This window comes from Catellatospora sichuanensis, assembly GCF_007483665.1.
Classification (GTDB): domain Bacteria; phylum Actinomycetota; class Actinomycetes; order Mycobacteriales; family Micromonosporaceae; genus Catellatospora; species Catellatospora sichuanensis.
In genome coordinates this window covers 236,244-249,329 of the sequence record NZ_VIQO01000001.1, presented here as the reverse complement: position 1 = coordinate 249,329, position 13,086 = coordinate 236,244, and the positions used below count along the sequence as shown (strand labels likewise).

Here is a 13,086-nt window from a genome sequence, read left to right as displayed (position 1 = left end):
ATTAGCTCTGCGCCCTCGCCGCTCCCAAGATCGCCGCTTCGTGTCACTTCCTCGGGCCAGACCGAAGATTTCGACACGAAGCAGCGATCATCCCCGGCGCCCCGGCGCCCCCCGTGCCGCGTTGGGCTTGCCGCAGCCGGGGTGCTCCGGTCCAGGTCCGCGTGGGTGGAGCGTGAAGAAGGGCACCTTCTACATCGCAAAGCGATAAGAAGGTGCCCTTCCTTGCCCTCACGCGGACTGGTCAGCTCGCGAGCATCCGGCGGAGGACGTAGTGGAGGATGCCGCCGTGGCGGTAGTAGTCCGCCTCACCGGGGGTGTCGATGCGGACGACCGCGTCGAAGGTGACACCCGTGTCGGTGGTGACCTTGACCGTCTTCGGGGTGGTGCCCTCGTTGAGGGCCTCGACGCCGGTGAAGGTGAAGGTCTCGGTGCCGGTCAGGCCGAGCGTCTCGGCGGTGTGGCCGGCCGGGTACTGCAACGGCAGCACGCCCATGCCGATGAGGTTCGAGCGGTGGATGCGCTCGTACGACTCGGCGATGACGGCCTTGACGCCCAGCAGCGCCGTGCCCTTGGCGGCCCAGTCCCGCGACGAGCCGGAGCCGTACTCCTTGCCCGCCAGGATGACCAGCGGGATGCCGGCGGCCTGGTAGTTCTGGCTGGCGTCGTAGATCGTGCTGACCGGGGCGTCCGCGACGGTGAAGTCGCGGGTGAAGCCGCCCTCGGTGCCGGGCGCGATCTGGTTGCGCAGGCGGATGTTGGCGAAGGTGCCCCGGATCATCACCTCGTGGTTGCCGCGGCGGGAACCGTACGAGTTGAAGTCCTTGCGGTCCACCCCGTGCTCGGCCAGGTACTTGCCGGCCGGGGAGTCCGCCTTGATGGAGCCGGCCGGGGAGATGTGGTCGGTGGTGACCGAGTCGCCCAGCTTCGCCAGCACCTTGGCGCCCGCGATGTCGCCGACCGGACCCGGCTGCGCCGCCATGCCCTCGAAGTACGGAGGCTTGCGCACGTAGGTCGAGTCACCGGCCCAGGCGAACGTGTCACCGGTCGGCGTCGCCAGGCCCTGCCAGCGCTCGTCGCCCGCGAACACGTCGGCGTAGTCCTTGGTGAACATCTCCGCCGAGATGGACCTGTTGATGGTGTCCTGCACCTCGGCCGGGGTCGGCCAGATGTCGCCCAGGTAGACCGGCTTGCCGTCCGGGTCCACGCCCAGCGGGTCGCGGGCCAGGTCGATGTCCATCGTGCCGGCGATGGCGTACGCCACCACCAGCGGCGGGGACGCCAGGTAGTTCATCTTGACGTCGGGGTTGATCCGGCCCTCGAAGTTGCGGTTGCCGGACAGCACCGACACCACCGCGAGGTCGGCCTCGTTGACCGCGGCGCTGATCTCCTCCGGCAGCGGGCCGGAGTTGCCGATGCAGGTCACGCAGCCGTAGCCGACCAGGTGGAAGCCGAGCTTCTCCAGGTACGGCACGAGCTCGGCCTTGTGGTAGTAGTCCATGACGACCTTGGAACCGGGCGCCAGCGTGGTCTTCACCCACGGCTTGGCACGCAGGCCCCGCTCGACGGCCTTCTTCGCCAGCAGCGCCGCGCCCAGCATGACCTGCGGGTTCGACGTGTTGGTGCAGGAGGTGATCGAGGCGATCACGACCGCACCGTGGTCGAGCTGGTAGGTCGTGCCGTCGGCCGCGGTCACCGGCGTCGGGTTGCTGGCCCGGAACGTGGAGTGCGACGGGGAGTCCGAGGCCGGGAAGCTCTCCTGGCCCGCCTCGTCGGTGTCGTCGTCCTTGACGTAGTCGGGCAGCGCGGCCCGGAACGCGGTCTTGGCGTTGGTCAGCTCGACACGGTCCTGCGGGCGCTTCGGGCCGGCGATGCTCGGCACCACGCTCGACAGGTCCAGCTCGAGGTACTCCGAGTAGGCCGGCTCGACCGACGGGTCGTGCCACAGGCCCTGCGCCTTGGCGTACGCCTCGACCAGCGCGATCTGCTCGGCCGGGCGGCCGGTCAGCTCGAGGTAGGCGATGGTCTCCGCGTCGATCGGGAAGATCGCGCAGGTGGAGCCGAACTCGGGGCTCATGTTGCCGATGGTGGCCCGGTTGGCCAGCGGCACCGTGGTCACGCCGGGGCCGTAGAACTCGACGAACTTGCCGACCACCCCGTGCTTGCGCAGCTGCTGGGTGATGGTGAGCACCAGGTCGGTGGCGGTGGCGCCCGAGGGCAGCTCGCCGAACAGCTTGAAGCCGACGACCTTGGGGATCAGCATGCTGACCGGCTGGCCCAGCATCGCGGCCTCGGCCTCGATGCCGCCGACGCCCCAGCCCAGCACGCCCAGGCCGTTGACCATGGTGGTGTGCGAGTCGGTGCCGACCACGGTGTCCGGGTAGGCCTGGCCGTTGCGCGGCATGATCACGCGGGCCAGGTGCTCGATGTTCACCTGGTGCACGATGCCGGTGCCCGGCGGCACGACCTTGAACTCGTTGAACGCGGTCTGGCCCCAGCGCAGGAACTGGTAGCGCTCCTGGTTGCGGCCGTACTCGATCTCGACGTTGCGCTCGAAGGCGTCCTGGCGGCCGAACACGTCGGCGATGACCGAGTGGTCGATGACCAGCTCGGCCGGGGCCAGCGGGTTGACCTTGGAGGCGTCGCCGCCCAGGTCGCGGACGGCCTCGCGCATGGTGGCCAGGTCGACGACGCAGGGCACGCCGGTGAAGTCCTGCATGAGGACGCGGGCGGGCGTGAACTGGATCTCCACGCTGGGCTCGGCGGTCGGGTCCCAACCACCCAGCGCGCGGATGTGATCGGCGGTGATGTTGGCGCCGTCTTCGGTGCGGAGCAGGTTCTCCAGCAGGATCTTCAAGCTGAAGGGCAGCCGCTCGTGGCCCTCCACCTTGTTGATCTGGAAGATCTCATAGCCCGCGTCACCGACGCGCAGCTCACTCTTCGCACCGAACGTGTCGAGGCTCGCCACGTCGTACTCCTTCACAGCGGGTCTGTTACAACCTGAAGTCTTTCGCAGGGGCTGGCACGTCGGCAGGTAAGGCAAGGCTTACTGGTGACCGGCGGTGCCGTTACTCAAACCGTACGTCCGTCTTGTTAAACGCGCAAGTCCGTGCCAGACTCCGGGATGTGATTCACCACGTACAGGTCGCCTGCCCGCGGGGCAGCGAGGATGTGCTGCGCGGCTTCTATGTCGGCGTCCTCGGCATGACCGAGAAACCCAAACCCCCGGTGCTCGCGGTCCGCGGCGGCTGCTGGTTCATCGACGCGTACGGCAGCGAGCTGCACCTCGGCGTCGAGGACGATTTCCGCCCCGCCCGCAAGGCCCACCCCGCCCTGCTCCGTCCCGACCTCGACGAACTCGCCGCCCGCCTGGTAGCCGCCGGCTACCCGGTGACCTGGGGCGACGACGAGGTCCCCGGCATCCGCCGCTTCCACACCGAGGACCCCCACGCCAACCGCCTCGAATTCGTCCTCGTCGAGGCCTAGCCCGGCGCGAGGTCGGACCCGGAGGCGGCGGGTTCAGGCGATGAGCAGGCGAAGGCCCAGCTCTGCCGCATCGAGGTCGAGGAGGTCGCGGTTGCGTTCCGCCCAGCGGCCCGAGGCGAGGTCGGCGCGGAGGCTGTGCACTGCCCGCTGCTCGGCTTTCGGCCCGACCCTGGTCCAGACCGACAGCCCGCGCCGGACGTTCTCGTCCAGGTAGGCCTCGGGCCGGCGCCAGAAGGCTTCGAAGAAGCCGTCGGCGCAGTCCCACGGGATGGGCACCGGCTCCACGCGGGCTCCGAGCGCGGCGGCCAGCTCGGTCAGCGAAGGCCGGCCGACGACCATGTCCCCGACTTCGGGAAGGTAGTCGCGGGTGAGCCAGAACCGGTGAAGCCATCCGGCGTCAGTGGTGTCGTGCGTCAACACCACCACGCGGCGAGCGACGCGTTGCATCTCGCGCAGGCCCGCGATCGGGTCCTGCCAGTGATGGACGGTGGCGACGGCCATCGCCGCGTCGAAGGACCGGTCCTCGAACGGAAGACTCTCCGCGGCGGCGGCCACGCACGGCGCTGCGCCGGCGGGGCGCTGCGCACGCATGAGCGCCGACGGTTCCACCGCAGTGACATCGCGGTCGGCGGGCTCGTAGGAGCCGGTGCCGGCCCCGACGTTCAACACGGTCCGCGCGTCGCCGAGCGCCGCCCAGATCTGTGCGGAGATCCGCGGCTCGGTGCGCCGCGTCACGGTGTACGTGGCTCCGATGGTGTCGTACAACTGCGCGCCGGACAAACGCCGCCCCCTGGCTGTCGGAGCCCCATGCTGCGCACGGGGCCTGGTGTCACTTCCCGGGACAGTAGGTCACGTGCGCACTGTCTCGCCACATTGGCCGGTCATGGGTTCAGCAGCGGCTGCGTGATGTGGCCGGGCTGTCCGGCGGGGGCCACCGGATGTGGATTGGTGCTCCACTGCCGGCACGGCACGGTGGGACGATCCGGTCATGATCTCTTCGGGCGCGGTTCTCGGGGTGTTCGCGGTGGCGCTGGCCATGGTGCTCACCCCGGGGCCGAACATGATGTACCTGGTGTCGCGCAGCATCACCCAGGGGCGGCGGGCCGGGCTGATCTCGCTGGCCGGTGTCGCGGCAGGATTCCTCGTCTACCTGACGGCCACGAACCTGGGGCTCTCGGCGCTCTTCGTGGCGGTGCCGTCGCTCTACCTCGCGGTCAAGCTCGCCGGTGCGGCGTACCTCGGCTGGCTTGCTTTCAAAGCCCTGCGACCCGGCGGCGTATCGGTGTTCGAGCCGGTGGTGCTGCCGCCGGACTCGAACCGGCGGCTGTTCGCGATGGGGCTGGTCACCAGTCTGCTCAACCCGAAGATCGCCATCATGTACCTGTCGCTGATACCCCAGTTCATCCAGCCGGAGGCCGGGCACGTGCTGGCGCAGGGTTTCCTGCTCGGCGCGGTGCAGATCGTCGTCGCGGTCACCGTCAACGGGCTGATCGCGCTGGCCGCGGGCACGATAGCGGGCTTGCTCTCGGGCCGACCGGTATGGCTGCGCGTCCAGCGCTACCTGATGGGCACGGTGCTCGGCGTGCTCGCCGTCCGGATGGCCACCGACCACACCCGCCCCGCCGCCGCCTGACCCGCACCCCTGCGGCGGCGCCCACCCGCGGCGATCATGAAGTTATGGCAGCGACACGCCGTCGAACCTGCCCATAAGTTCATGATCAACGCGGAACGGCGGGTGGGTGGGGTGGGAATGTTGGAGGATCGTTGACTGTTCAACTATTGTGTCAGGGGAACTAGCACAGAGGAGGGCGTCATGCCTGCCGTTACCGTTGATGACCTGTTGGTGCTGCCTCGGGTGCCGGTGCCGGGTGAGGCCGCGGTGGAGCGGAAGGTCGCGTCGGTGACCGCCGCGCCGTCGGGGTTCGAGGGGGAGGGCTTCCCGGTGCGCCGCGCGTTCGCCGGCGTCGAACTGAAGACCCTGGACCCGTTCATTCACATGGACCAGATGGGCGAGGTCGAGTACGCCCCGGGCGAACCCAAGGGCACCCCGTGGCACCCGCACCGGGGCTTCGAGACCGTCACCTACCTGCTCGACGGCACGTTCCGCCACCAGGACTCGCATGGCGGCGGCGGCCTGATCTCGGACGGCGACACCCAGTGGATGACGGCGGGCAGCGGCCTGCTGCACATCGAGGCCCCGCCGGAGGAGCTGGTCATGTCCGGCGGCCTGTTCCACGGCTTCCAGCTGTGGGTCAACCTGCCCGCGAAGATGAAGATGTCGGCGCCGCGTTACCAGGACATCCGGGCCGGTCAGGTGTCGCTGCTCAGCTCGCCCGACGGCGGGGTGCTGCTGCGCGTCATCGCCGGCGACGTGGCCGGGCACCCGGGACCGGGTGTCACGCACACCCCGATCGCGCTGGTGCACGCCACGCTCGCGCCGGGGGCGCAGCTGCGGCTGCCGTGGCGGCCGGACTTCAATGCGCTGGTGTACACGCTGGCCGGAGCCGGTTCGGTCGGCGCGGAGAGGCGCCCGGTGAAGCTGGGCGACCTGGCCGTGTTCGGGGCCGGTGACGTGATCACCATCGAGGCGGACGCGTCGCAGGAGAGCCGCAACGCGGCCGGGATGGATGTGCTGATCCTCGGCGGGCAGCCGATCCGCGAGCCGGTGATGGCGTACGGACCGTTCGTGATGAACACCAAGGCCGAGCTGATCCAGGCGTTCGAGGACTACCAGGCCGGAAAGCTGGGTGTCATTCCGAGCGAACCGCGCCGGGTCGACGTCGGCAACGCGGACCACCCCGGCCACGACGTCCTCTGAGCAGGGCCTTCGGGCTCAAGAAGTTAAGAAGGGCACCTTCTTTAACGCGGAGCGTTAAGAAGGTGCCCTTCCTTCTGCCCTCAGGGGACGGGGGGCAGGGGCGGGAGGCCGGGGACGGGGAGTTCGGGGAGGCCGGGGATCGGGGGGAGGCTCGGGTCGACGGGCAGGCCGGGTGCGGCGCCGCCGAGCACGATGGAGATCAGGCTGGCCAGCAGGTCGTTGATGCTGGTCAGCAGTTCGGTGATGGCATCCATGGGACCCACCTTCCGTGTGCGGTCGCGGAGGTGTACGACCGATTAGGACCATTTGATAGCTAATACCCGACATGTGGCAAGGGCGGACCCGCTTCCGGAGGACCACGGTCGAGGGAGGGCGTCCGCGGCGATCTTTCAGGTGTCTGCTGCCAACACGTCAAAGATTGCAAGGCCTTGCGGAAACATTTCAGTTACCCGTATGTTGCGGCTGTTGCTCGTGTGACGCCCCCGACACTTCACCCTCCCGGAGAAGGCCCATGGCAGCCCTACGCGCCCTCGTGCGCACGGCACTTCGCAAAGAGTTGAGAAACACCCGGACCCTCCTGATCGGACTGTTGGCCGTGGTGCTGGCCGCGGCCCCGTTCGTGGTGGTCCGTGCGCTGACCGGTGACGGGCCCGCGCAGTGGGTGCAGGCCGGTGACACCTACTGGGCCGACGAGCCCGCGGAGGCGGCGCTCGCCGCGGCCGGTGCGCCGCGACGCAAGGCTGAGCAGTTCTACTTCGTGCTGCCGGACCGCTTCGCCAACGGCGACACCCGCAACGACAAGGGCGGGCTGTCCGGCGACCGGCTCAAGACCGGCCTGGACAAGACCGACAAGGGCTTCTACCACGGCGGCGATCTGGCCGGCCTGATCGACAAGCTGGACTACGTCGAGGGCCTGGGCACCACCGCGATCTGGCTCGCGCCGGTGTTCCAGAACCGCCCGGTGCAGGGCACGGGCGCGGACGCCTCGGCCGGCTACCACGGGTACTGGATCACCGACTTCACCCAGGTCGACCCGCACTTCGGCACCAACGCGGACCTGAAGAAGCTGGTCAAGCTCGCGCACCAGCGCGGCATCAAGATCTACCTCGACGTCATCGTGAACCACACCGCCGACGTCATCGCGTACGAGGAGAACCAGTACTCGTACGTGGACAAGAAGACCAGCCCGTACACCGACGCGGCGGGACGGGCGTTCGAGGACGTCAACTACGCCGACGGGCGCAACGGGTTCCCGAAGACGGATCGCACGTCGATGCCGTACACCCCGGTGTTCAAGACCGCGGCGGACGCGAAGGCCAAGACGCCCGCGTGGCTGAACGACCCGACGATGTACCACAACCGCGGCGACTCCACCTTCTCCGGTGAGAACAGCACCTACGGCGACTTCTTCGGCCTGGACGACCTGTGGACCGAGCGGCCCGAGGTGGTCCGCGGCATGACCCAGGTGTACTCGGACTGGATCGAGTCCACCGGCGTGGACGGGTTCCGCCTGGACACGGCCAAGCACGTGAACATGGAGTTCTGGCCGCAGTTCAGCCAGGGCATCGCGGTGAACGCCCGCAAGGCCGGCAAGCCGGACTTCTTCATGTTCGGTGAGGTCTACTCGGCCGACCCGAACATCATGTCGAGCTACGTGCGGCAGGGCCGCCTGCAGGCGACGCTGGACTTCGGCTTCCAGGCCGCCGCGCAGGGCTTCGTCACCGGCGGCTCCGGCCAGGGCCTGGCCGACCTGTACGCCGCCGACGGCATGTACACCTCGCCCGGCACCGACGCGTCCACCCTGCCGACCTTCCTCGGCAACCACGACATGGGCCGCATCGGCACGTTCATCAGCAACAGCGGCGTCGATGCCGCGACCGCGCTGCAGCGCGACAGGCTCGCGCACGAGCTGATGTTCCTGACCCGCGGCCAGCCGGTCGTCTACTCCGGTGACGAGCAGGGCTTCACCGGCAACGGCGGGGACAAGGACGCCCGGCAGGACATGTTCGCCAGCCAGGTCGCCGACTACCTCGACGACGACCTGCTCGGCACCGACCGCACGCACGCGTCCGACCAGTTCGATACCGCGCACCCGCTCTACCGCGCGATCGCCGGGCTGGGCGCGCTGCGCCAGGAGCACCCGGCGCTGCGCGACGGCGTGCAGGTGACCCGGCACGCGGGCGACGGCGTGTTCGCGTTCTCGCGCATCGACCCGGCGCAGCGTTTCGAGTACCTGGTGGCGTCGAACAGCGGCACCGCACCGAAGTCCGTCACCGTGGACACCGCGACGGCGAACGCCGCGTTCGGACAGCTCTACCCGGCCGCGGGCGATGGCGCGACGGCGGGCGCGGACGGCAAGGTCACGATCACCGTGCCGGCGCTGTCCAGCATCGTGCTGCGCGCCGACCGGGCGCTGCCCGCCGCGGGCAGCCCGCAGATCACGATCACCGCTCCGGCCGCGGGCGCGAAGGTGACCACCCGGGCCGCCGTGACCGCACGCGTCACCGGCGACCCCCTCGCGACGGTCACCTTCGCGGCGCAGGTCGGCGACGGCCCGTGGAAGCTGCTCGGCACGTCGAACGCGGTGGGCGAGCACACCGTGCACCACGACCTGACCGGCCTGGCCGGTGGCACGACCGTCACCTACAAGGCCGTCGCCCGCGACAGCGCGGGCCGCACCGCGTCGACGACCAGCGCCATCACCGTGGCCTCGCCCGCGCAGGCGGCGCAGCGCGAATACGTGCTGGTGCACTACCAGCGCGCCGACGGCGACTACGACCCGTGGGGGCTCTACACCTGGGGCGACGTCGACGGTTCGATGCAGCACCCGTGGCCGCAGGGCCAGCCGTTCGCCGGGGAGGACTCCTACGGGCGCTTCGCCTGGGTGAAGGTCAAACCTGGTGCGGCCAACGTCGGATTTCTCGTCGTCAACGGCTCCGGGGGCAAGGACGTCGAGGCCGACCGCAGTGTCGATCCGAGCCGGGTCGGCGAGATCTGGCTGAAGTCCGGCGACGCGGCCGTGTACCCCTCCCGCGCGGCGGCCACCGGCAAGGTGGACATGCACTACCGCCGCACCGACGCAAATTACGCAGGCTGGGGCCTGCACCTGTGGGGTGACGGCCTGGCCGCCGGGGCGGGCACGGACTGGTCCGCCCCGCGCCAGCCGGACGGCACCGACGCTTTCGGCGCACACTGGAGTGTGCCCGTCGGCGACGCGAGCAAGCCCGTGAACTTCATCGTGCACTCTGGCGATGAGAAGGACCCGAACGCCGACCTCGCCATGGACATGGGCCTGGGCGAGGCGTGGATCGCGTCCGGCGACGGAACCGTGCACCCGAGCCGCGCCGCCGCCGAGCACACCGCGGTGCTGCACTACCGCCGGGCCGACGGCAACTACGACGGCTGGGGCCTGCACCTCTGGGACGGCAACGCCAACCCGGTCGAGTGGGGCAGTCCGATGCTGCCGACCGGCACCGACGCCTTCGGCGCGTACTGGCGGATCCCGCTGGTCGACGGCGCGACCGGGGTGAACTACATCATCCACAAGGGCGACGAGAAGGACCTGCCCACCGACCAGCGGCTCAACTTCGCCACGTTCGGCAACGAGGCCTGGATCCTGTCCGGGCAGCAGGCCTACCTGCGGCCGTCGGTCAAGGGTGCGGCGCTGGACATCGACCTGACCAGGTCGTACGCCCACTGGCTGGACCGCGGCACCATCGCGTGGCACAAGAAGGACCCCGACGGCAAGGTGTACGACCTGGTCGTCGCCCCGAACGGCGGACTGTCCGTGGTGGACGGGGCGCTGGCCGGCGACTTCACGAAGATCCGGCTGTCCGCGTCGGGCGGCCTGTCCGAGGCACAGCGCCAGAAGTTCCCGCACCTGTGGGCGTACGGCGCGTTCGACGTGGACGCCACGCTCGCGAGCATCAAGAACGCGCTGCGCGGGCAGCTCGTGGTCACCGAGAGCGACCACGCGGGCAAGCTGGTGTCGGCGACCGGGGTGCAGATCCCGGGCGCGCTCGACGACGTCTACTCCACCGCGGCCAAGGCGGTGCTCGGTCCGGTGTTCGCGAAGGGGCGGCCGAGCCTGGCGCTGTGGGCCCCGACGGCCAAGGATGTGAAGCTGCAGCTGTTCGACAGCCCGTCGGCGACACCGCAGACCGTGTCCATGAACCGGGACGACGCCTCCGGCGTGTGGAGGGTGACCGGGTCGAGCGACTGGACCGGCAAGTACTACCGCTTCCAGGTCAGCGTGTGGCAGCCCGCCAAGGGCCAGGTCGTCACCGCGTCGGTGACCGACCCGTACGCGGTGGCGCTGTCGGCGAACTCGACGCACAGCCAGCTGATCGACCTGGCGAAGCTGCCCGGCGCGGCGGTCAAGGTCCCGTCCTACACGGGCCGGGCGCAGATCCAGGAACTGTCGGTGCGCGACTTCTCCGTCGCGGACACGACGGTGCCGCAGGACAAGCGCGGTACGTACGCCGCCTTCACCGACCCGCAGACCGCGGGTATGAAGCACCTGAATTCGCTCGCCGACGCCGGGGTCTCCCACCTGCACCTGCTGCCGGTGTTCGACTTCGCGACGATCCCCGAGCAGCGAACCGACCAGCAGCAACCCGCCTGCGACCTGCCCTCGCTGCCCCGGGACTCGGACCGGCAGCAGGCCTGCGTCGCCGGGGTCGCCGCGACCGACGGCTACAACTGGGGCTACGACCCGCTGCACTACACGGTGCCGGAGGGCGGCTACGCCACCGACCCTGAGGGCAAGGCCCGCAACGTCGAGTTCCAGTCCATGGTGGACGGCATCCACCGCGCCGGGCTGCGGGTGGTGCTGGACGTCGTCTACAACCACACCTCGGCCGCGGGCGACGACCCGAAGTCGGTGCTGGACCGGATCGTGCCCGGCTACTACCACCGCCTCCTGGAGGACGGGGCCGTGGCCACCTCCACCTGCTGCGCCAACACCGCGCCGGAAAACGCGATGATGGGCAAACTGGTGGTGGACTCGCTGGTCACCTGGGCGAAGACGTACCGGGTGGACGGGTTCCGGTTCGACCTGATGGGCCACCACCCGAAGCAGAACCTGCTCGACGTGCGGGCGGCGCTGGACCGGCTCACCCTGGCCGAGGACGGGGTCGACGGCAAGGCGATCCTGCTCTACGGCGAGGGCTGGAACTTCGGCGAAGTCGCGAACGACGCCCGGTTCGAGCAGGCCACGCAGGCCAACATGGCCGGGACCGGCATCGCGACGTTCAACGACCGGTTGCGTGACGCCGTACGCGGCGGCGGGCCGTTCGACGACAACCCGCGGGTCCAGGGCTTCGCGTCCGGGCTGTTCACCGACCCCAACGGGGACGCGGTCAACGGCACGGCCGCTACGCAGAAGGCCCGGCTGCTGCACCAGCAGGACCAGATCAAGGTCGGCCTGACCGGCAACCTGGCCGGGTTCACCTTCACGGACTCGGCGGGCAACAAGGTCAGCGGCGCGGAGGTGGACTACAACGGCTCGCCGGCCGGGTACACCAAGGCCCCGGCGGAGGCGGTCACATACGTCGACGCGCACGACAACGAGATCCTGTTCGACGCACTCGCCTACAAGTTGCCCGCGGACACACCGGCGCTGGACCGGGCCAGGGCTCAGGTGCTGGCGCTGTCGACGGTGGTGCTCAGCCAGGGCACCGGGTTCGTCACCGCGGGCTCGGACCTGCTGCGCAGCAAGTCGCTGGACCGCAACTCGTACAACTCCGGCGACTGGTTCAACGCCATCCGCTGGGACTGCGCGAGCGGCAACGGGTTCGGCCTCGGCCTGCCTCCGGCGGCTGACAACGAGAGCAAGTGGGCGTACGCCAAGCCGCTGCTCGCCGACCCGGCGCTGGTGCCGACGTGCGAGGCGATCAACCTCGCCGGGGCGCGGTTCGCGGAACTGCTGCGGGTCCGTGCGTCCAGCCCGCTGTTCTCCCTGCGTACGCAGGCCGAGGTGCAGCAGGCGGTGTCGTTCCCGCTGTCCGGGGCGGCCGAGGCCCCGGGCGTGATCACCATGGTGATCAAGAAGGACGGCAAGACGGTCGTGGTGGTCTTCAACGCCACGACGTCGAGCACCACGCAGACGGTCGCGTCGCTGAAGAACGCGCGGCTGGGCCTGCACCCGGTGCTGGCGGCCTCGGTCGACCCGCTGGTGCGCCAGTCCGCGTACGCCCCGGCCACGGGCGCGTTCACGGTGCCGGGCCGTACCGTGGCGGTGTTCGTCACGAAGTGACACAGGTGGGGGGCGGGCCGCCGTGCGCGGTCCGCCCCGCTCACCGCCCCGGGACGTGGGTCGGGCGGTTGGGCCCCGGGGCCGCGGGCGGGTCCAGGGTGCCGTCCATGAGTACGCGGTCACCGAGCGGCTCGTCGAGTTCCAGCCGGTAGGGCGTCTCCGGGTTCTCCTGGCAGGTGTTCGCCCCGCCGCGCGGGACGGTGCGCATGGTGACGACGATCCGGTCGTCCTCGTAGCTGATCTCCGGGTCCGCGATGCGCCCGTCGGCGGACCGGCCGCCGTTGCAGGCCATCTCCGTGACCAGGATGTCGACGCTCGTCGCGGAGGGGGCCGGCGGTGTGCCCGCCAGGCGCCACGGGGCGAGGCTTCCTTCAGTGCCGCAGCCGCCGGTGGCCAGCGCCGCCGCCAGTGCCAGAACAACCGCTGTCACACGCATCCGACCACGTCCCCAGGCAAGCGGGCGGGCGGCCCCGCAGGGACGCCCGCCCGAATCGTCGATCCCTTGCCGTACAGACGCTCTCCGCAGCGC

Annotated in this window: 7 protein-coding genes and 1 pseudogene; 4 read left to right on the top strand and 4 right to left on the bottom strand. The window is 70.0% G+C overall.

The features are described 5' to 3' along the window. Nucleotides 1-241: 241 nt before the first annotated feature. Nucleotides 242-2,980: an aconitate hydratase AcnA gene (gene acnA, locus FLL47_RS16050; protein WP_144121316.1), complete on the bottom strand. Its 2,739-nt coding sequence runs from the start codon at nucleotides 2,978-2,980 to the stop codon at nucleotides 242-244. Nucleotides 2,981-3,123: 143 nt separating this feature from the next. On the opposite strand from acnA, the gene FLL47_RS16045 reads away from it, so the two are divergent. After that, entirely contained in the window at nucleotides 3,124-3,483 is a 360-nt protein-coding gene (locus FLL47_RS16045) for a VOC family protein (RefSeq protein ID WP_144121315.1), read from the top strand. A 33-nt stretch (nucleotides 3,484-3,516) separates the two neighbouring features. Here the strand turns inward: FLL47_RS16045 and FLL47_RS16040 are convergent. Further along, a pseudogene (locus FLL47_RS16040) lies at nucleotides 3,517-4,266 on the bottom strand (class I SAM-dependent methyltransferase); the annotation flags it as partial. Between the two features lie 205 nt (nucleotides 4,267-4,471). Between FLL47_RS16040 and FLL47_RS16035 the strand changes: the two are divergent. Both FLL47_RS16035 and FLL47_RS16030 read left to right on the top strand, forming a co-directional pair. Further along, complete coding sequence (locus tag FLL47_RS16035) at nucleotides 4,472-5,116, top strand: LysE family translocator (RefSeq protein ID WP_144121313.1); 645 nt, start codon at nucleotides 4,472-4,474, stop codon at nucleotides 5,114-5,116. Between the two features lie 180 nt (nucleotides 5,117-5,296). Further along, complete coding sequence (locus tag FLL47_RS16030) at nucleotides 5,297-6,301, top strand: pirin family protein (RefSeq protein WP_144121312.1); 1,005 nt, start codon at nucleotides 5,297-5,299, stop codon at nucleotides 6,299-6,301. 80 nt (nucleotides 6,302-6,381) lie between these two features. Here FLL47_RS16030 and FLL47_RS42960 read toward each other — a convergent pair whose 3' ends face one another. After that, nucleotides 6,382-6,555: a hypothetical protein gene (locus FLL47_RS42960; RefSeq protein WP_186315756.1), complete on the bottom strand. Its 174-nt coding sequence runs from the start codon at nucleotides 6,553-6,555 to the stop codon at nucleotides 6,382-6,384. 257 nt (nucleotides 6,556-6,812) lie between these two features. Here FLL47_RS42960 and pulA point away from each other — a divergent pair, with 257 nt between their 5' ends. After that, on the top strand, nucleotides 6,813-12,557 hold the full coding sequence (gene pulA / locus FLL47_RS16025; RefSeq protein ID WP_186315755.1) for a pullulanase-type alpha-1,6-glucosidase: 5,745 nt from the start codon (nucleotides 6,813-6,815) through the stop codon (nucleotides 12,555-12,557). A gap of 40 nt (nucleotides 12,558-12,597) precedes the next feature. Here the strand turns inward: pulA and FLL47_RS16020 are convergent, their stop codons facing one another. After that, a complete protein-coding gene (locus tag FLL47_RS16020; protein WP_144121311.1) occupies nucleotides 12,598-12,987 on the bottom strand; it encodes a hypothetical protein in 390 nt (129 codons plus the stop codon). Between the last annotated feature and the right edge of the window lie 99 nt (nucleotides 12,988-13,086).